Raw genomic sequence first — 19,208 nt, 5'->3', positions numbered from 1 at the left:
CGGATACCGGACCTCGCGACGCGCTCGTCGCCGCCCTCGAGGCCGCGCGCGAAGCCGAGGTCGAGGCCCGGCTCCAGGCCGAGACCGCCCGCGAACGCGTGCGCGCCGGGCAGGCGCGGGCCGACGCGCTCGCGAAACAGCAGACTGCCGCGCGGGCGGCGGCCGAGGAGGCAGCCCGGCGTGCGGTCATCCGTCGCCGTCAGGTGGATGCCGCCAGCCGGGTGGCCGAGGCGCTCCCGCTGGTTCTTGCCTCGGTCGACGCCTCCGCCAGCGAAGCCAGGCTGCGCCTGGCCACCGCCGAGGCGGAGCGCAGCAGCCAGAACGAGGAAATCGCGGCGCTGCGCCGGGAGGACAGCGCCCTGCGCGCCCGGTTGCAGGCCGTCACCGAGACCGTGCACGGTCTGGAACTGGCCATCTACGAGAAGAAGCTGCACCTGTCCGGGCTGCTCGAGCGCGCCGTCAGCGACCTCGGTCTGACCGAAGACGTGCTCGTGGCCGAGTACGGGCCCGACCAGCCGATTCCGGGCGCCATCCAGAACAGCCCAGACCCGACCTCCGAACCCGTCCGCTTCGACCGGGACGACCAACAGCGCCGCCTGACCGTCGCCGAGCGCCGCTACGCCCAGCTCGGCCGAGTGAACCCGCTGGCCCTCGAGGAGTTTGCCGCGCTCGAGCAGCGGCACCGCTTCCTCACTGAGCAGCTCACCGACCTCACCAACACGCGCCGTGACCTGCTCACCATCATCGAGGAGATCGACGAGAAGATGGGTGCCATCTTCGGCAGCGCCTTCGACGACACCCAGGCGGCGTTCGCCGAGGTGTTCCCGGTGCTGTTCCCGGGCGGGAGCGGCAGCATCCGTCTCACCGATCCCGACAGCCTGCTCACGACCGGCATCGAGGTCTCGGTCAAGCCCGCCGGCAAGAAGATCGAGCGGCTCTCGCTGCTGTCGGGCGGGGAGCGCTCGCTCGCCGCCGTGGCCCTGCTGATCGCCATCTTCAAGGCCCGCCCGAGTCCGTTCTACATCATGGACGAGGTCGAGGCTGCCCTCGACGACGCCAACCTCGGCCGGCTGCTGACTATCTTCGAGGACCTGCGCGCCACCAGTCAGCTCATCGTGATCACCCACCAGAAACGCACGATGGAGATCGCGGATGCCCTTTACGGCGTCTCGATGCGCCTCGATGGGGTCTCGGCCGTGGTCGGGCAGCGCATCGCGAAGGATGACGAGCAGGCATCCTGACACGTCGCCGCTGATCGCCGCTGATCGCCGCTGTCGAGTGAAGAACGCTAGCGCAGCACGGCCAGGAGTCGCGCGCAGGCCTCGTCCACCCGGCGGCAGGCCATGCTGCAGGTGTGCCAGCCCGGATGCAGCCGGGCCATGTTCTCGCAGGCCGCGATCGATGCCCGGGCGGCCTCGCGGCAGGTTTCCAGCAGCGCGATGGTCATCAGCCCGTCCTTGCGCGCATGCCAGGACAGCAGCCGGCTCGTCGACGAACACACCTCGATGCAGTCCAGGTCGGCGAAGAAGCAGCGGGTGATGTCGCCGTTGCCCTTGATGCGGAGGCAGGCGTGCGCGCAGTCCTCGCTTACCGTCACGAGAGCGTCGCACGCCGCGATGCACCGGTTGATCCCGGTGCGCACACTCTCGGGCCCTGTGCTGACTGCCATGCCGACACCCTAGACCGGGTCCGGGCGGCTGTCGGGGGGCTTGCACATTCCTGCTCGTTTTCGGGTGGTCGTTCCAGGACCGAAAGTCCCTCAGAACAACACCCTCACACCGGGCTGAGGGTCTCCGGCGTGTCCGGGCGCTGCACATCGACGAATCCGAGGGCAACGATCGGCTCCGGCCGCGCGGCCGCCAGCGTACGCATCAGGCTGCCGACCGCCGCCGGGCCGTGCGGGAAGGACGTGCCGTGATGTGGACGATGCCGACACAAGAGGGTGAGGTCTGGGCCGTCACCCCGTCATTCTGCCGGGTCGGGTCGCTCGTGTGACGGCACGAATCGCACGAACGAGCGTTATCGGGGCGGTGCCGCTCCCGGTCCGCACCATCGGTTCGGAGGTCCACCGCTCGGTACGCGCCGGCTGCGCCGCTTCGCGCGAGGCACACCTGGGGCGCAGCGGCGCAGATACCGCGCGAGCCATAGGCTGTAGGTATGGCAGAACGCACCCCCTGGTCTCTCTCCGGCGCACTGCGCGGCATGTTCGCGAAGAAGCTCATCGACGCCGAAACCTGGGAAGACCTCGAAGACGCGCTCATCCAGGCCGACTTCGGTCCCAGCATCACGGAGGCGGTCGTGGCCGACCTGCGGGCCAAGGTTGCCAGGTACAACACGACCGACCCGACCGACCTGCAACGGATGCTGCGCGAAGGCCTCGAGGAACGGCTCTCCAAGCTCGACTCCACCCTCAACCTCAGCGCGCGGCCTGCCGTCGTGCTCGTCGTCGGCGTCAACGGCGTCGGCAAGACCACCACGATCGGCAAATTCGCGAAGTTCCTGCGCACCTACAACCGCAGCGTGCTGATCGGGGCGGCAGACACGTTCCGTGCGGCCGCCGTGGAACAGCTGGCAACCTGGGCCGAACGGGCGGGCGCCGACATCGTGCGGCCGCAGGCCCACGGCCAGGACCCGGCATCCGTCGCCTTCCAGACCGTCGAGCGGGCCATGAAAGACGGCACGGAGATCGTGATCATCGACACCGCCGGGCGGCTGCAGACCAAGGGCGGCCTGATGGACGAGCTCACCAAGATCCGCAAGGTGATCGAGAAGCAGACCCCGATCGCCGAGGTGCTCCTCGTGCTCGACGCGACGACCGGCCAGAACGGACTGGCCCAGGCCGAGGCCTTCATCCAGCATGCCGGCGTGACCGGGCTCGTGCTCACCAAACTGGACGGATCCGCCAAGGGCGGCTTCGTGCTCGCCGTGCAGGAGAAGACCGGCATCCCGATCAAGCTCGTGGGCCAGGGCGAGGGCATCAACGACCTCACCGGTTTCACGCCGCACGTTTTCGCACAAAAACTCGTCGGATAGGACAGTCATGACCATCGAACACGATTTCTTCGGAATTCTCGGCAGTGACGATGCTGGCGAGGTCTACTGGTCGGATTCGGCCGAACTGGGCGACCAGGACGTGCAGATCGACCTCAGCTCCCCCGACGAGGAGTCCGTCTCGGCCGAAGCGCTCGACATTGCGGCGGCCATGGTCAACGACATCGAGGGACTCGATTCGCAGGCCCGCGAATCGCTCGTGGCCGACCTCAGCAAGGAGGGCTCGGTGACGGGCGCATACATCACGACCGAACTCGACGAAATGGATCCCGAGGTTCTCGACGACGCCCTGATCTGGGATTCGGGCGACAAACAAATCGATTTTCTGCGCTCCATCCAGCTGCAGCGGATCGGTTTCCACCCGCACCACTTCCGTAGCGAGGAGCACTTCGCGGTGCTCGAGTACTCGATCAGCCCCGATGACACCGACGCCCTGCTCGTGGTCACGATCGACGTGCACGGCGACCCCGTGCGGATCGCCGTCGAGCAGTAGCGCAGCAGTCCGGTCGGACGTCAGTGCCCCTCCTGGATGGTGCCCTTGGCCGGGTCGCCGAACGGCACGTTCTGCAGCACCTTGACGTCCGTTGGGGCGGCCAGTGCGTCATCGGTGAGCGCACCAAGTTCGGTGATTCCCGCGCCGGTCGCGTGCACCGCGAGGTCGGCGACGCTGGCCCAGCGCTCGACCATGACCACCAGGTCACCGTCGGTGTGCGCGGCATACCGTTCGCAGCCGGTCTCGGCGTGCACCGTGGGGGAGACCACGGCGAACGCGTCCAGGAGCTCCTGGCTGCGACCGGGCTTCGGGGTGAGTACGGCGACGACGACAACGGACATGGTGACTCCTGGCTTCGGATGCGGTTTGCGCACCCGAACAAACGTAGGCTCCGCGACCGGTTAAACTAAACGCATTATGGCTACTTTTGGAAACCTCTCAGATCGCCTGGCCGAGACGTTCAAGAATCTCCGCACCAAGGGCAAGCTCAGCGCGGCGGATGTCGACGGCACCGTGCGCGAGATCCGGCGCGCACTGCTCGACGCCGACGTCGCCCTCGAGGTGGTCAAGGACTTCACCGGCAAGGTGCGCGAGCGTGCCCTCGGCGACGAGGTCAGCAAGGCGCTGAACCCGGCCCAGCAGGTCGTCAAGATCGTCAACGAGGAGCTCGTCGAGATCCTCGGCGGTCAGCAGCGCCGACTCGAATTCGCCAAGAAGCCGCCGACCATCATCATGCTCGCCGGCCTCCAGGGTGCCGGTAAGACCACCCTCGCCGGCAAGCTCGCGAAGTGGCTCGCGAAAGACGGCCACACCCCGATTTTGGTCGCGGCCGACCTGCAGCGCCCGAACGCGGTCACCCAGCTCGAGGTCGTCGGCGCCCAGGCGGGCGTGCCCGTCTACGCGCCCGAGCCCGGCAACGGCGTCGGCAACCCGGTCAAGGTCGCCCGCGACGGCGTCAAGTACGCGCAGCAGAAGATGCACGACGTGGTCATCGTCGACACCGCCGGACGCCTCGGCGTCGACGCGGAGATGATGAAGCAGGCCGCGGACATCCGCACGGCCATCGACCCCGACGAAGTGCTCTTCGTGATCGACGCCATGATCGGCCAGGACGCGGTGGCCACCGCCAAGGCGTTCCAGGACGGCGTCGACTTCACCGGCGTGGTGCTCTCCAAGCTCGACGGCGACGCGCGCGGCGGTGCGGCCCTGTCCGTGGCCTCGATCACCGGCCGTCCGATCATGTTCGCGTCGACCGGTGAGAGCCTCGACGACTTCGAGCCGTTCCACCCCGACCGCATGGCCAGCCGCATCCTCGACCTCGGTGACATCCTCACCCTGATCGAGCAGGCGCAGGGTGCCTTCGACGAAGACGAAGCACGCAAGATGGCGGAGAAGTTCTCCACCGACAGTTTCACCCTCGACGACTTCCTCGGGCAGATGCAGCAGCTGCGCAACATGGGTTCGATCAAGAAGATGATGAGCATGCTCCCCGGCGCCGGCGCCATGAAGCAGCAGCTCGAGAACTTCGACGAGCGCGAGATCGTGCGCACCGAGGCCATCATCCAGTCGATGACCAAGGCCGAGCGCACCACCCCGAAGCTGTTGAACGGATCCCGTCGGCTGCGCATCGCCCGCGGCGCCGGATCGACCGTGACCGAGGTCAACCAGCTCGTGTCGCGATTCGAGCAGGCCGCCAAGATGATGAAGACGGTCGCCAAGGGCGGCATGCCCAACATCCCCGGCATGGGCCCGGTCCCCGGCGGCATGGGCGGCGGCGGCCGTGGCAAGCCGCAGCCCAAGAAGAAGGGCTCGAAGTCAGGCAACCCGGCCAAGCGCGCGGCGGAGAACCTGGCGATCGCGTCCGGTGAGAAGCCCGCTGGCGCGGGCCCCGGTGCGGGCGGCGGCACGGGCTTCGGCCTCGGCGGCGCCAGGAAGGCGGGCGGTCCCACCGAAGACGAGATGGCCGCCCTGCAGAAGATGCTCGGTCGATGACACTGCGCCGCAAACGCTGAGCCGCTGACTGCGCTGCGGATGCCCCCGGCCGCCGGTTTAGGATGAGCGCATGACCTCCTCCACGCCTTCCTCCACGCCTTCCCCCAGGGCCGACCGAGTGCGTATCGGTGTGCAAATCGCCCCGCAGCACGCCCTCTATCCGAAGATCCGAGTGACCGTGGCGGAGGTCGAGGCCCTGGGCACGGACATCGCGTTCGACTGGGACCATTTCTTTCCGCTCTCCGGCGAGAAGAACGGCCTCCACTTCGAGTCTTGGACGCTCCTCGCGGCCTGGGCGGAGCAGACCTCCACCATCGAGCTGGGCGCGCTGGTCAACTGCAACGGCTACCGCAACCCCGACCTGCAGGCCGACATGGCGCGCACCATCGACCACATCAGCGGCGGCCGGTTCATCTTCGGCACCGGCTCCGGCTGGTTCGAGCGCGACTACGACGAGTACGGCTTCGAGTTCGGCACCGCGGGCACCCGCCTGGACGCCCTCGAAGCCGACCTCCCGCGGATCGAGGCGCGCTGGGCGAAGCTGAACCCGCCGCCCCTGCGCGACATCCCGGTGCTGATCGGCGGCGGGGGCGAGAAGAAGACCCTCCGGATCGTGGCGAGACATGCGGACATCTGGCATTCGTTTTCCACTCCCGCGGTGCTCGAGCACAAGCTCGGCGTGCTCTCGAAGTGGTGTGACACGGTGGGCCGGGACCTCTCCGAGATCGAGATCTCCACCGAGCTGCGGGCCCGCACCGTGACCGAGGCCGACGAGCTCTACGACCTAGGCGCCCGCCTGTTCACCCTTGGGCTGTCCGGCCCGCACTACGACCTGGCCTCGCTCACTGACTGGCTCGCCTGGCGTGATACAAAAAACGCGCTTGAGACGGGCTGCACCCGAGATGCGTGAGTCCTAATCGAGTGGTGGTATCGCTCCCGGAAGGTCAGTCCTGCCCGCACCACGTGGACGCTGATCATCACAGGCGGAACGCCGGCTTCGGTGGTGAACCAATTCGACGGAGATTTTGGTGTGAAACGGGTTTTTCGGTGTGTGACGGGCCGATTCCGCCAAAATCGCCGTCGAATTCGTTGGGGACGGAGTTGCTGCAGGGCCGCGGACCCGAGAGACACGGTGGCCGGAACGCACTCACATCCCGCGTCACGGTCCACTGCCTGCCTGCGTCGACATCACGAACACCCGGCTCGGAACCCCCAAGCCGCGATCCCGCATCGTCCACGGCCATGAGGGCTCAGTCAGCTATGCGGGGAGGCCCGTGCGGAGTTCGCGGGTCAGCGACTTCACGACGGCCGGCAGGCTGCCGCCGTGCGCCTCGGCGACGCGCAGCTGCCGCTGGTAGCTCGCACCCGCGGTGATGATCCGGTTCAGGCTCTGCAGCTCGTCCAGGCAGCCCAGACGCTCGGCGACGGGGGAGAGGATGCCGATCAGCCGGCGCACATCGTCGGTCACCAGGCTTTCGGCGCCCGCGGCATCCGTGATGATCTCGGCGTCCAGGCCGTAGCGAGCGGCCCGCCATTTGTTCTCACGAACGAACCACGGCTGCATCGGCCCGACCGTCTCGCCGGCGTCGAGACGCCCAGACATCCAGTCGACCAGGCACTGGATGAACGCGGCGATGGCGCCGAGTTCCTCCGTCGTGGACACGCCGTCGCAGGCGCGCACCTCGATGGTTCCCCATCGCGGCGAAGGACGGATGTCCCAGCGCACCTCGGTCGCATCCTCGATCACCCCGGTGGCCGTCATATCGGCCACGTAGCGCTCCCAGGCCTCCCAGTCCTGCAGGATCCACGGCAGGCCGGCGGTGGGCAACTGCTGGAACATGAGGGCGCGGTTGGAGGCGTAGCCCGTGTTCACGCCGGCCCAGAACGGGCTCGACGCCGACAGGGCCTGCAGGTGCGGCAGGTAGCCGAGCAGGCCGTTCAAAATCGGGATGACCTTGGCCTTGTCCTCGATCCCCACATGCACGTGGATGCCCCAGATCATCATGTTGCGGCCCCACCACTGGGTGCGGTCGATCAACCGCTGGTAGCGGGCCTCGTCCGTGACCTTCTGGTCGAACCACTGGCTGAACGGATGCGATCCGCTAGAGATGAGTTCGACGCCCCGCGGATCCGTGATGGCGCGCACCTCGTCAACCTGGACGGCGACATCCGTGACGGCGCCCGCAACTGTATGGTGCACCCCCGACACGAGTTCGACCGTGTTCAGGAGCAATTCCCCGGTGATGTGCGGATGCGGCGTGCCGTCGGGCGCGGCCAGAGCCGTCAGCACCTCTTCGGCCAGGCAGACCAGGTCACCCGACTCGCGGTCGACGAGGGCGAGTTCCCACTCGATGCCAATGGTTGACCGTTTCGACCGGGCAAATTCGATCCCCATGCGCGGTCCTTCCGATCCTGGTTCACCCCTTCGGGCGTGGTTGTGTGACAATCCTGACACCGATTGGCGAAGCGGCGCCCCAGCCGGATGCGGGTCCGGTGATGACCGCGCCGCCCAGCCGGTCGATTATCAGAAAGTCGTCGATGTCTGACAGAATAGTTAGTCGAGTTCTCTTGCGTCCGACCCTCTACTCAGGCGCAGGAAAAAACCTTATTGAGCTTGTGCCGAGTGTGCCCCCACGCTCACGGCCCTCAGTTCGCCAAAAATCAAATACACAGGAGAATTGTGGCTGTCAAAATTCGTTTGAAGCGCATGGGCAAGATCCGTGCACCGTACTACCGCATCGTCGTTGCCGACGCGCGCACCAAGCGCGATGGTCGTGTCATCGAAGAGATCGGCATTTACCACCCCACGCAGGAGCCCTCCGTCATCGAGGTCAAGTCCGAGCGTGCCCTGTACTGGCTGGGCGTTGGAGCACAGCCGACAGAGCAGGTTGAGGCTCTCCTCAAGCTGACCGGCGACTGGGGCATCTTCAAGGGTGACAAGAACGCCGTCAGTACCGTGAAGTTCAAGGAGCCGAAGGCTCCGTTCGTCGCCGACGAGAAGAAGAAGCCGGTTCTGAAGCCGAAGGCCGTCAAGCCTGTGGCCAAGGAAGAGGCACCCAAGGAGACCGAGGCTGCCGCGGAGGCAACCGAAGAGGACAAGGCGTAATTTTGCTCGCTCCCGCGCTTGAGCATCTTGTCAAGGGGATCGTCGATCACCCGGACGATGTGCATGTTGTGACCCAGACGTCCCCACGGGGCGAGGTTCTCGAGGTTCGTGTGAGCCCCGAAGACCTCGGCCGCGTGATCGGGCGTTCCGGGCGCACCGCCAAGGCACTGCGCACCCTCGTGGCCGCGCTGGCCGACGGCCGGCGCGTGCGCGTTGACGTCGTCGACACCGATTTCTGAACTGGTAAATGAGTAGTTGGATATGAGTTCGGTGAACGACAGTACGACTCCGCGCAGCCAGTTGAGGGTGGGGCGCCTGACCAAGGCGCACGGTCTCAAGGGCGCGATCAAGCTGGAATTGTTCACGGATGACCCGGGACGTCGTTTCGTCCCGGGCGCCGTGTTCACCCTGCAGGTGCCCACGGGTTCACCCTGGCACGGCAAGAAAATCGAGCTCGTCGAGCTCCGCTGGTACAACCAGCACGCGGTCGGCTTCTTCAAGGATGTCCCCGACCGTGAAGCGGCCGAAGCCCTCGCCAAGGCGATCCTCTGGATCGACCAAGACGACGCGGAACAGTCCGGCGAAGAAGACGCCTGGTACGACCACCAGTTGATCGGCCTCTCCGTCGTGCGCGACGGCGTCCAGATCGGAACCATCGCGCGGCTGGAGCACCTTCCCGCGCAGGACCTGTTGATCGTGAAGACCCCCGCCGCCGAGGTCATGATCCCATTCGTGAAGGCCATCGTGCCCTCCGTCGACATCGCGACCGGCATCGTCACCATCACCCCGCCTCCCGGCTTGCTCGAAGAGCTCCCGGAGGAACCGGACGACGACGATGACAACGTCGACAATAGTGACAACACCGCAGCCACGGCTGCCCCCGAAACTGAATCAGAACCCCAGGCCGAGGTTGACGGAGCCCCCGGCCGGAGCTGAAACACCTCCTCGGGGAGAGGCGCGCCGCGCCCGACCGGCTCCCCACCTCGTCACGACGCGGCAGACCTCTTATTGGAGCACCGTCGCATGTCGTACGTTAAACCGAGCCAACTCGTCGATGACATCACTCACTCTGGCATGCTTAAAACGCAACTGACCCTGGGGCAAATGGTGATGCGGGGTGCGCTTGCCGGGGCGATTCTCGGAGCGGCCACGACCGTCGCCTTAACCGCCACGGCCCAGACCGGGCTGCCGATCGTCGGGGCCGTGCTCTTCCCGGTCGGATTCGCGATGATCCTGCTATTGGGCCTCGAGCTGGTCACCGGTAGCTTCGCCCTTGTCCCGCTTGCGATCATGGAAAGGCGCACGACGGTCACCCGGGGACTCAGGAACTTCTTCGTGGTCATTCTCGCCCACCTCTTCGGGGCCGGACTGTACGCCTTCCTCTACACGACGTCGATCACTTACTTGGGCACGGACATGTCCGACCCGATGGTCCAGGCCATCATCGACCTCGCCGAGCACAAGGTGCTGCCCTACGAGGCGGTCGGTGCCGGCGGCATCCTTGTCGTGATCATCAAGGCCATGCTCTGCAACTGGATGGTCGCCATCGGCACCATCATGTTCTATACGTCCAAGTCCACGGGGGGCAAGATCCTCGCGATGTGGCTGCCGGTGACGACCTTCTTCAGCCTCGGCCTCGAGCACGCGATCGTCAACATGTTCGCGATCCCGGCCGGCATCATGCTCGGCGCCGACGTCACGGTCGGGCAGTGGTGGGTATGGAACCAGGCCCCGGTGCTCCTCGGCAACGTCCTGGGCGCCATCCTCTTCACCGCGCTGCCAATCTACTTCTCGCACCGTACCCATGTGAACCGCGCCCCGGCATCCGGTGAAGCAGTCGACGTCGACGCGGAGGTGGCCGCCGAGGCGACCGAGCCTGCCGAACCCACGCTCGTTCGCTCGTAGACTTCTCCCGTGCGTATCGACATCATCACGATCTTTCCGGAGTTCTTCTCCGTCCTCGACGTCTCCCTGGTCGGCAAGGCCCGGCAATCGGGGCTGATCGACCTTCGGGTGCACAACCTGCGCGACCACACCCACGACCGGCACCACTCCGTCGACGACACGCCCTACGGCGGCGGCGCCGGCATGGTGATGAAGCCGGAGCCATGGGGTGACGCGATCGACGCGATCCTCACCGACGTGCACCCGGGTGCCGAGCCGCCGGATGCGTCCGTCATGCCCGAAACGACGGCGACGGATGCCAGTCCGCTCCTGATCTTCCCGTCCCCGGCTGGGGATTTGTTCACGCAGGCCATGGCCCGGGAGTTGGCCGAGGAATCGAACCTCATCTTCGGCTGCGGACGCTACGAGGGCATCGACCAGCGGGTCTTCGACCACTTCGAGAAGGACGGCCGGGTGCGCTTGGTCAGTCTCGGCGACTATGTGCTCAACGGGGGAGAGGTGGCCGTGATGGCCATGATCGAGGCCGTCGGTCGTCTGATCCCGGGGGTCGTCGGCAACCCGGAAAGCCTTGTCGAGGAATCCCACGAGGACGGCCTCCTCGAATATCCGAGCTACACGAAGCCCGCGGCCTGGCGCGGCCTCGACGTTCCGTCGGTGTTGCTCAGTGGCAACCACGGCGCCGTCGCGGCGTGGCGGCGGGAGCAGCAATTCTTGCGCACGGCCCGGGTGCGCCCGGACCTTCTGCCGCCAGCGAACTGAGCTCGCCGGAGCAGGTCGCCCGGGTAGTCTGGTTTCGTGTTCGTACGCAGGTTCTTCTACTACTGGCAGTTCATTGCCGTCCTCGTGCTTCCGGCATGGCTCCTGGTCGGCGCCTCCGTTTACGGCAGCGGCGGCTGGGACGTGGTCGGCAGCTTCTTCGGCGGCCTGGTGGTCGGTGTGGGCCTGCTCACCGTGAGCCTGATCTTCTTCGCCCGCACCGAGGTGCGCAGTACCCGCATGGTGTCGTGGGCCGACGTGGGCATCCTCACGCTCTGGCACGCCCTGATCGTGGGCATGGGCTTTACCTACGACGTCGCACCGGGCCTCGCCGCGCTGGTGATCGTGGTCGGAATCGGCGCGTTCTGGTTCGCCATCTGGGAGCTGATCGCCGCCGCCCGCCGCAGCATGCGGGCCATGATGCTTCTGGTCGAGGAGACGGCGAGGGGCCCCGCGTTCCTGCCGACCGTGCCGCCCACGCTGCCGCCGACCGACGGTTTCATCCCCACGCCGGATCCCTCCGTCATCATCGTGCGCGAGCATTCACTCCGCCCGCCCGGGGAGTCGTTCGAGAAGAAGGAATCCGGGAAGAAGCACGGTCAGGCGCCGGAGGCCTGACCTTCACCCAGCTTTTGCGGGCATGGTGCGTTTCGTGACATAATCATCGCTTGTGCCGTGGCAAGCCTCTGCCACAGGGGAGCTGCAAGGTATCGGCACGAAACACACTCATTCATTTGCTGATTCGCTCGCCTCGCGTGTCGGATCGCATAAGCCGTAGTCGTCCTGTGGCGGATACAGAGAGCGAACAGTATGCATATTCTCGACCAGGTGGATGCCCCATCCCTCCGCAAGGACATTCCGGCGTTCCGCGCCGGCGACACCGTCAAGGTCCACGTCAACATCGTTGAGGGCGCTCGCTCTCGTGTGCAGGTCTTCCAGGGAGTCGTCATCGGACGCTCCGGCGAAGGCGTGCGCGAAACGTTCTGCGTACGCAAGGTCAGCTTCCAGGTCGGCGTCGAGCGTACCTTCCCGGTGCACTCCCCGGTGATCGACCGCATCGAGGTCGTCACCCGTGGTGACGTGCGTCGCGCGAAGCTGTACTACCTGCGCAACCTGCGCGGCAAGAAGGCCAAGATCAAGGAGAAGCGCGACTAACACCCGTCGCAGTCGACTTCCAGCTTGCGCTGAATTCCCCCTGAGCTCCTCACCCGTACACTGGGTCAGGAGCTCAGGCGGTTTAATGACAGATAATTCTCTGCCCACGCGATCCAATCGCCAGGGAACAGAAACAAAGCGCAAGAAGCGCGGCGTTGCACTCTTTATACGTGACCTGCTGGTCATCTTCGTGGTGGCGCTGCTCATCTCGTTCCTGATCAAGACGTTCCTGGTGCGCTCGTTCTACATTCCCTCCGGGTCGATGGAGACCACCCTCCTGATCAACGACCGGATCATCGTGAACCAGCTCGAACCGAAACTGATCCCGGTCGAACGCGGCGACGTCGTCGTGTTCCGGGATCCGGGCGGCTGGCTGCTGCCGCAGGCGCCCCTCGAGCAGAACGCCGTCATCGCCGCCGTGGACTGGGTCATGGCCGCGGTGGGGCTGTCGGCGCCGGACAGCAACGACCACCTGATCAAACGCGTCATCGGGCTGCCGGGCGACCACGTCACCTGCTGCAACCCGCTCGGCCAGATGAGCGTCAACGACGTGCCTCTGTCCGAACCCTATGTGTCTCTGCCGACCGGGGAGACGAGCGTTTCGCAGGACGACTTCGACATCGTCGTGCCGGACGGCTCGCTCTGGGTGATGGGTGACAACCGCTACAACTCCAAGGACTCCCGCTACAACACCGAGACCCCCGGCAAGGGGTTCGTGCCCATCGACAACGTCGTCGGGCGCGCCCTCGTGATCAGCTGGCCGACCGCGCGCTGGTCCTGGCTCGACGACTACCCGGAGGTCTTCCAGGGCGTCCCCACGGAGACGAGGTAGGGAATGGTCGTGGATCCGACCCTCGACGTCGAACGGGCGTTGCTGGCCGCCGGGGCGACCTGCGTGATCGGCGTCGACGAGGTCGGCCGCGGCGCCCTTGCCGGTCCGGTGGGGGTAGGTGTGGCCGTCGTCAACGCCTCAGCTTCGGCCTTCCCGGCCGGTTTGCGCGACTCCAAGATGCTCAGTGAACCCCGGCGCGGGCTCCTTGCGCCGCTGGCTGTCGCCTGGGCGCTGCACTCAGCGGTCGGCCTCGCGACGCCGCTGGAGGTCGACCGACTGGGCATCATCGCCGCGCTCGGCCTGGCCGGCAAGCGGGCCCTCGCGCAGCTGTTCGCGGCCGGGGTCGACATCACCGGCGCCGTGGTGCTCCTGGATGGCAACGACGACTGGCTGAACAGGGCACTGAGCACTCCGCTCAACGTGGTGACCCGCGTGCGGGCCGACCAGGACTGCGCGTCGGTGGCCGCGGCATCCGTGATCGCGAAGGTGCACCGCGACGCTCTGATGATCGAGGCGGATGCCGTGACGCCCGGCTACGAGTGGGCCGGCAACAAGGGCTACGGCAGCCCCGCCCACATGGCGGCGATCGCCCTGCTCGGACCCACTCTGCTGCATCGCAAATCCTGGCTGAAGATCACAGCGTAGGATTGAGGAACCATGGAAGAAGATGAATTCGAGGACTACGACCGCGAGGTCGAGCTGGCCCTGTACCGAGAGTACCGAGACGTTGTGGGGCAGTTTCAGTACGTCGTCGAGACCGAACGGCGCTTCTATCTCGCGAACGAGGTCGAGCTGGTGCGCCGTGACACGGAGCACGACTTCTACTTCGAATTGACCATGAAAGATGTCTGGGTCTGGGACGTCTACCGTTCCGACCGGTTCGTGAAGTCGGTGCGGGTGCTGACCTTCAAAGACGTCAACGTCGAGGAACTCGCGTCCAAGGAGTTCGAACTGCCGAAGGAACTCGCGCTCGACGAGTAGCACAACGAAGACTCAGGCCTGGGGGTCTGCACACTCGGCGCAACGATGCGGTCGAGAACGAAGGGTATGTCTTTTGCTTCAGGAATCTGATCGCGCTCTGGCCTCGTGGATCAACCGGGAGGCACTCGCTGAAGAGATGATCCCCTTGATCGGCCGTCTGTATCGGGAAAATCACGTCGTCACGAGCGTGCACGGCCGGGGACTGGTCAACCAGTCGGTGATCGGACTGCTCAAGGCGCACCGCTTCGCGCGCCACATCGACGATGTGGAACTGCCCCTGGAGGAGACCCTGCCGCTGCTGCAGACCCTCAGCACCCTCCGGCTCGGGACCGCGTCGATCGACCTCGGCCGGCTGGCCATGACCTACAAACTCGAGGGTGCCGGGCGCGGCCGGGAGGAATTCCTCCGGGCCGAGCTGGCGGATGTCGTCGACCGGCAGGGTGACTTCGTCACCGCGGGCACGGATGTCGTGCTGTACGGCTTCGGCCGGATCGGACGTCTCCTCGCGCGCATCCTGATCGACCACGCCGGCGGGGGACAGGGTTTGCGCCTGCGGGCCATCGTGGTGCGCCGCGGGTCGGACAACGACATCGTCAAGCGGGCGAGCCTGCTGCGCCGCGACTCGGTGCACGGACCATTCGAGGGCACCATCACCGTCGACCCGGTGGGCAACACGATCCTCGCCAACGGCACGCTGATTCAGGTCATCTACTCGAGCGACCCGGCCACCGTCGACTACACCCGATACGGCATCCAGAACGCTGTCGTGGTCGACAACACGGGACGCTGGCGCGACGCCGACGGACTCCGCCAGCACCTGGCCTGCCCGGGTGTCGCCCGGGTGCTGCTCACGGCTCCGGGCAAGGGCGCGCTGAAGAACATCGTGCACGGCATCAACCACGACGCCATCACCGCGGACGACACCATCATCACGGCGGCATCCTGCACCACCAACGCGATCACGCCCGTGCTCAAGGCCGTGAACGACCGCTTCGGTATCCGGGAAGGCCATGTGGAGACGGTGCACTCGTTCACCAACGACCAGAACCTGATCGACAACTTCCATTCGGGCGACCGCCGCGGGCGCAGCGCCGCCCTGAACATGGTGATCACCGAGACAGGGGCCGCGAAGGCCGTCGCCAAGGCGCTGCCCGAGCTGGCCGGCAAGCTCACCGGCAACGCCATCCGGGTGCCCACGCCCGACGTGTCGATGGCGATCCTCAACCTCACCCTCACGCAGGGCACCACCAAGGACGAGCTCAACACCTACCTGCGCACCATGTCGCTGCACTCCGAGTTGCACAAGCAGATCGACTACATCGACTCGCCCGAGGTGGTCTCCAGCGACTTCCTCGGCTCCCGCCGGGCCGGCATCGTCGACGGCCTGGCCACCATCTGCACCGACACGAAGGCCGTGCTGTACGTCTGGTACGACAACGAATACGGGTACAGCTGCCAGGTCATCCGGGTGCTCGAGGAGATGGCGGGCGTGCATCCGCCGGTGTTCCCGAAGGTGTTGATCGAGCCGGTCGCCCTGGTCTGAGTCACCGAGCGGCGTTGGCCCGGGTTCGGGTCAGCGCGGCCGGGGCTCGCAGATCACGACCGGGATATCACGGCCGGTTTTCTGCTGGTAGCCGTCGTAGCCCCGATAGGCCGCCACGATCTGCGGCCACAGCTCGGCTTTTTCCGCGGGGGACGCGGTTCGCGCCCGCAGCTTCAGGGTGGTGCCGCGCACGGTCAGCTCGACGTCGGGGTTCGCGACCAGGTTGAGATACCACTGCGGGTGGCGGTCGTCGCCGCCCTTCGAGGCGATCAGCACGAAGCGTTGGTGCCCGTGCACGGGGGCGGTGAGCATGGTCGTGCGACGCTTGCCGCTGGAGCGGCCGATGGTGTGCAGCTCGACCGCCGGCATCGACCCGAACGAGGCGAGCAGGCGCCCGCCGGAGGCCGTCAGCACCGCGCGGTGCAGCACGCTCATCGTCTTCATCTGCAGATCCGTCAGCCGATTACGCAGTCCCATGCCTCCAGCCTACGAGGTGAACAGGGGCGACCGACGGATGTCCCGGCGTCTTCTGCCCCGCTACAGGGGCAGCGCCCCGGCAATGTCCACCAGCGCGGCCTCCAGGTTGACGCCCCAGGTCTCCAGCAGCGCGAACAGCACGCCGTAGCCCGCATAAGCGGTGACCGGGATCAGCAGCAGCCACTCCCGCAGGGAGCCGGCGTTGCCCAGCACCGGCACGGACAGGTAGCCGCCCGATGACCACAGATTCTCGAGCACCGGCACCCGGCACCACCATCTGGGCGGTTTCGGGATCCACGGCCAGAACAGGGGCAGCCCGCCGGTGGTGAGCAGGTCGCCCAGAAGGTGCACGCCGTAGCCCAGTGTGAAGCAGATCACGAACCACGAGTGCTGCTCTGGGGCGAAAACGGCGATGAAAGCCGCCACGGCGAAGCCGATTGCCCAGGCCAGCCCCCACGACTGCTTCGAGAGGCCGAGCACCTTGGCCGCAAACGCGATCGCCGCGGCGCTCATCAGGGCCGGGCCGACGCGCACCGGTTCCGTGGCCCAGACGGGCTCCCAGAGCACCAGACCGATCACGGTGGCGAGCAGCCACGCCGAGAACAGGCCGAGCAGGCTGTGCAGGCCGTGCCGGTGGCCGCCGGAGGCCCGGGAGATCCCCGTGGTGACGAGCCGGCCGAGCACGGGGACGGATTGCGAGATGGTGGCCGAGTTGTGGTCGGCGTCGGCGAGGAGGGCCGCCCCGGCGCAGAGCAGCGAGCCGGCGATCGTGCCGACGGGCGTCACAGGAAAGAGCCCGAGGCCGTGCCCGGCGGTCGCCGTGACGGCGATCCAGGCGGCGGCGCCGGTCATGGCATGGTGTGCACCCATCATGAGAGGGGGTCCTAACTGGTCCAAGTCTGATTCAGGCCGTCGGGGGCATGCCGAGCCTCGACTGGGCCGGTTCACCAGTTCCCGTTCAACTGTAGGTGGCTTCCGCTCCCCGCCCGTGCCGGCCGGCACTAGCGTGGGGGCATGAGCACACCGGTTCCGTCCGCGCCCGCCGCGGCATCCGTCGTCGTGGAGCAGGCGCTGGCCCTGGCCCCGCTGATCGACGGCCACAACGACTGGGCGTGGGAGTGCCGGCAGAGCCGCGACTACTCCGTGGAGGGTCTCGGGGGCGGTCTGTCCACCGACACCGACATCGCCAGGCTGCGGGCAGGGCAGGGCAGGTCGGAGCGCAGTTCTGGTCGGTCTACGTCAGCGACGACCTTACAGGCGCCGACGCCGTGCAGGGCACGCTTGAGCAGATCGACTGGGTCTACCGCCTCGCCGCGCGCTACCCCGACGACTTCGGCATCGCGCGCAGTGCCGCCGACGTGGAGGCCGCCCGAGCGATCGGGCGCATCGCCTCCCTGCTCGGCGCCGAGGGCGGACACAGCCTCAACGACTCCCCAGCCGCGCTGCGCATGTTCGCCCGGCTGGGCGTGCGCTACCTCACCCTCACCCACGTGCACAACACGACCTGGGCCGACTCGGGCACCGATGAACCCGAGCACGGTGGCCTCACACCCCGCGGCGTCGACTACGTGCACGAACTCAACCGGCTGGGCATGCTGGTCGACCTCTCGCACGTCTCCCCGGCCACGGCGCACGCGGCGTTGGACGCGTCCGACTCGCCCGTCATCTTCAGTCACAGCTCCTGCCGGGCCCTCAGTGACCACCCCCGCAATGTGCCCGACGACGTGCTGTGCCGACTGGCCGCCAACGGCGGGGTGCTCATGCTCACCTTCGTGCCCCAATTCCTGTCCGAGGACTACTCGGTCTGGTTCGAGGGCGACCGGGCCGGGCCGGCGCCGGTCGTGACGCTGACGGATGTCGCCGACCACGTCGAACACGCCCGCCGCGTCGCCGGAATGGCCCACATCGGCCTCGGAGGCGACTTCGACGGCACCGACGAGTTCCCTGCCGGCCTCGAAGGCGTCGACGGTTACCCGGCGCTGCTGTCCGAGTTGGCCCGGCGCGACTGGTCGGCCGCCGACCTCGCGGCTCTTGCCGGCGCCAACGTGCTGCGGGTGTTGCGCGAGACGGATGCCGCGTTCGCGGCCGCCGGACACGCGGCATCCGGCGCCTCGGTGCCCCGGTTGGTGCGCTGAGCATGCCGGGCCGGCGTGTTCCGCCAACCCTGCCGGTGCCCGGCTCCGAATCAGTGTCATGACCCCTCGACGACGCCCTGCCTTCTGGATCACCGTGTGGATCGCCGCCGCCGTGCTGCTCGCGGGGGCGGTGGCCCTGGCAATGCTCGCCCAGAGCGGCGTCCTGGGCCGCGGCCTGGGCGAGGCCGACCCGGGTCCCGCGGCCCGCGGCCCCGGCGAGACCGTGGTCGCCTTCTACGGCGACTCCTACACGCGCGGCACCGGCGGCTCGGCTGCGGACAAACGTTGGTCGACCATCGTCTCGGCAGAGCGCGACTGGACCGAGGTCAACCCGAGCCGCAACGGCCTCGGCTTCGTGAACCAGCGGCGGGGGGATGATCTGATCGACCAGGTCATCGCTGCCAGGCCGGACATCGTGATCAGCACCATGGGGCTCAACGACAACTTCTCGATGCCGTCCCGCGCCGACGAGATCGAGGCGGCGATCACCCGCGACTTCGAGACGATCCGGGCGGCCCTGCCAGAGGCGCGCCTCATCGTCGTGGAGCCGTTCTGGTACACCGAGGAGCGCCCGGACTCCGTGGAGCAGATCATCGGCTGGGTTCAGGCGGCCGCGCTCGGCGCCGACGCAGACTACATCTCCGGCGCCTCCTACTGGCTCGACGGGCACCCCGAGTGGATGGCCGACGACGGCCTGCACCCCAATGACGCCGGCTACGCAGCCCTCGCCGAGCGGATGGACGCGGCGCTCGCCGCGCTGGGGCTGTAGCTGGGGGAGTCCT

General features: G+C 67.1%; 23 protein-coding genes. 18 read left to right on the top strand and 5 right to left on the bottom strand.

Annotation, left to right across the window (positions count from 1 at the left end; all coding sequences use genetic code 11):
* Positions 1-1,241: AAA family ATPase (locus E3T25_RS11295; protein ID WP_166785995.1), on the top strand; the 1,241-nt coding region annotated here is incomplete at its 5' end.
* A gap of 47 nt (positions 1,242-1,288) precedes the next feature.
* Here E3T25_RS11295 and E3T25_RS11290 read toward each other — a convergent pair.
* Positions 1,289-1,669, bottom strand: a complete 381-nt coding sequence (locus E3T25_RS11290) for a four-helix bundle copper-binding protein (RefSeq protein ID WP_134342632.1) — start codon at positions 1,667-1,669, stop codon at positions 1,289-1,291.
* Positions 1,670-2,157: 488 nt separating this feature from the next.
* Here E3T25_RS11290 and ftsY point away from each other — a divergent pair, with 488 nt between their 5' ends.
* Both ftsY and E3T25_RS11280 read left to right on the top strand, forming a co-directional pair.
* A complete protein-coding gene (gene ftsY / locus E3T25_RS11285) occupies positions 2,158-3,033 on the top strand; it encodes a signal recognition particle-docking protein FtsY (protein ID WP_104103088.1) in 876 nt (291 codons plus the stop codon).
* 7 nt (positions 3,034-3,040) lie between these two features.
* Entirely contained in the window at positions 3,041-3,544 is a 504-nt protein-coding gene (locus E3T25_RS11280; RefSeq protein WP_104103091.1) for a DUF2004 domain-containing protein, read from the top strand.
* 20 nt (positions 3,545-3,564) lie between these two features.
* On the opposite strand, the gene E3T25_RS11275 is transcribed toward E3T25_RS11280, so the two are convergent.
* Positions 3,565-3,885: a putative quinol monooxygenase gene (locus E3T25_RS11275; protein ID WP_134374270.1), complete on the bottom strand. Its 321-nt coding sequence runs from the start codon at positions 3,883-3,885 to the stop codon at positions 3,565-3,567.
* Positions 3,886-3,961: 76 nt separating this feature from the next.
* Here E3T25_RS11275 and ffh point away from each other — a divergent pair, with 76 nt between their 5' ends.
* Positions 3,962-5,536, top strand: a complete 1,575-nt coding sequence (ffh, locus tag E3T25_RS11270) for a signal recognition particle protein (RefSeq protein WP_104103097.1) — start codon at positions 3,962-3,964, stop codon at positions 5,534-5,536.
* A gap of 70 nt (positions 5,537-5,606) precedes the next feature.
* Positions 5,607-6,446: an LLM class F420-dependent oxidoreductase gene (locus E3T25_RS11265; protein WP_104103100.1), complete on the top strand. Its 840-nt coding sequence runs from the start codon at positions 5,607-5,609 to the stop codon at positions 6,444-6,446.
* Positions 6,447-6,794: 348 nt separating this feature from the next.
* Here E3T25_RS11265 and E3T25_RS11260 read toward each other — a convergent pair whose 3' ends face one another.
* Entirely contained in the window at positions 6,795-7,931 is a 1,137-nt protein-coding gene (locus E3T25_RS11260; protein WP_104103102.1) for a glutamate--cysteine ligase, read from the bottom strand.
* Between the two features lie 285 nt (positions 7,932-8,216).
* On the opposite strand from E3T25_RS11260, the gene rpsP reads away from it, so the two are divergent.
* The 11 genes from rpsP to E3T25_RS11205 all read left to right on the top strand — a co-directional run bounded on the left by rpsP (position 8,217) and on the right by E3T25_RS11205 (position 15,814).
* The gene (rpsP, locus tag E3T25_RS11255) at positions 8,217-8,642 is read left to right on the top strand and encodes a 30S ribosomal protein S16 (RefSeq protein ID WP_104103105.1); all 426 of its coding nucleotides are present in this window, start codon (positions 8,217-8,219) and stop codon (positions 8,640-8,642) included.
* Positions 8,643-8,644: 2 nt separating this feature from the next.
* Complete coding sequence (locus E3T25_RS11250; RefSeq protein ID WP_104103108.1) at positions 8,645-8,881, top strand: RNA-binding protein; 237 nt, start codon at positions 8,645-8,647, stop codon at positions 8,879-8,881.
* A 22-nt stretch (positions 8,882-8,903) separates the two neighbouring features.
* Positions 8,904-9,578, top strand: coding sequence for a ribosome maturation factor RimM (gene rimM, locus E3T25_RS11245; protein ID WP_104103111.1), 675 nt, complete (start codon positions 8,904-8,906; stop codon positions 9,576-9,578).
* A gap of 87 nt (positions 9,579-9,665) precedes the next feature.
* On the top strand, positions 9,666-10,547 hold the full coding sequence (locus E3T25_RS11240) for a formate/nitrite transporter family protein (RefSeq protein WP_134343031.1): 882 nt from the start codon (positions 9,666-9,668) through the stop codon (positions 10,545-10,547).
* 9 nt (positions 10,548-10,556) lie between these two features.
* The gene (gene trmD / locus E3T25_RS11235) at positions 10,557-11,306 is read left to right on the top strand and encodes a tRNA (guanosine(37)-N1)-methyltransferase TrmD (RefSeq protein ID WP_134374268.1); all 750 of its coding nucleotides are present in this window, start codon (positions 10,557-10,559) and stop codon (positions 11,304-11,306) included.
* A 36-nt stretch (positions 11,307-11,342) separates the two neighbouring features.
* Complete coding sequence (locus tag E3T25_RS11230) at positions 11,343-11,921, top strand: MFS transporter (RefSeq protein ID WP_104103120.1); 579 nt, start codon at positions 11,343-11,345, stop codon at positions 11,919-11,921.
* A gap of 192 nt (positions 11,922-12,113) precedes the next feature.
* Entirely contained in the window at positions 12,114-12,458 is a 345-nt protein-coding gene (rplS, locus tag E3T25_RS11225) for a 50S ribosomal protein L19 (protein ID WP_104195167.1), read from the top strand.
* An 85-nt stretch (positions 12,459-12,543) separates the two neighbouring features.
* Positions 12,544-13,290 (top strand): signal peptidase I, encoded by a 747-nt coding sequence (lepB, locus tag E3T25_RS11220; protein WP_104103128.1) that lies wholly within the window; start codon positions 12,544-12,546, stop codon positions 13,288-13,290.
* Between the two features lie 3 nt (positions 13,291-13,293).
* On the top strand, positions 13,294-13,935 hold the full coding sequence (locus E3T25_RS11215; RefSeq protein WP_134374266.1) for a ribonuclease HII: 642 nt from the start codon (positions 13,294-13,296) through the stop codon (positions 13,933-13,935).
* A 12-nt stretch (positions 13,936-13,947) separates the two neighbouring features.
* Positions 13,948-14,271: a DUF2469 family protein gene (locus tag E3T25_RS11210; protein ID WP_066596196.1), complete on the top strand. Its 324-nt coding sequence runs from the start codon at positions 13,948-13,950 to the stop codon at positions 14,269-14,271.
* A 73-nt stretch (positions 14,272-14,344) separates the two neighbouring features.
* Positions 14,345-15,814 (top strand): glyceraldehyde-3-phosphate dehydrogenase, encoded by a 1,470-nt coding sequence (locus E3T25_RS11205; protein WP_134374264.1) that lies wholly within the window; start codon positions 14,345-14,347, stop codon positions 15,812-15,814.
* Positions 15,815-15,844: 30 nt separating this feature from the next.
* Here E3T25_RS11205 and E3T25_RS11200 read toward each other — a convergent pair whose 3' ends face one another.
* Together E3T25_RS11200 and E3T25_RS11195 are read right to left on the bottom strand one after the other, a co-directional pair.
* Positions 15,845-16,291 carry a nitroreductase family deazaflavin-dependent oxidoreductase gene (locus tag E3T25_RS11200; protein WP_104103135.1) on the bottom strand — a complete coding sequence of 149 codons (447 nt, stop codon included), beginning with the start codon at positions 16,289-16,291 and terminating at the stop codon, positions 15,845-15,847.
* A 60-nt stretch (positions 16,292-16,351) separates the two neighbouring features.
* Positions 16,352-17,164 (bottom strand): metal-dependent hydrolase, encoded by an 813-nt coding sequence (locus E3T25_RS11195; RefSeq protein ID WP_104103138.1) that lies wholly within the window; start codon positions 17,162-17,164, stop codon positions 16,352-16,354.
* Between the two features lie 95 nt (positions 17,165-17,259).
* On the opposite strand from E3T25_RS11195, the gene E3T25_RS11190 reads away from it, so the two are divergent.
* Complete coding sequence (locus E3T25_RS11190) at positions 17,260-18,426, top strand: dipeptidase (protein WP_338145478.1); 1,167 nt, start codon at positions 17,260-17,262, stop codon at positions 18,424-18,426.
* Positions 18,427-18,484: 58 nt separating this feature from the next.
* A complete protein-coding gene (locus E3T25_RS11185) occupies positions 18,485-19,195 on the top strand; it encodes an SGNH/GDSL hydrolase family protein (RefSeq protein ID WP_104103143.1) in 711 nt (236 codons plus the stop codon).
* Positions 19,196-19,208 lie beyond the last annotated feature (13 nt).

Source organism: Cryobacterium sandaracinum (assembly GCF_004403415.1).
GTDB classification, from domain to species: Bacteria; Actinomycetota; Actinomycetes; order Actinomycetales; family Microbacteriaceae; genus Cryobacterium; species Cryobacterium sandaracinum.
Note: the sequence above shows the minus strand (reverse complement) of the source record. Positions and strands in the feature narration are given on the sequence as shown.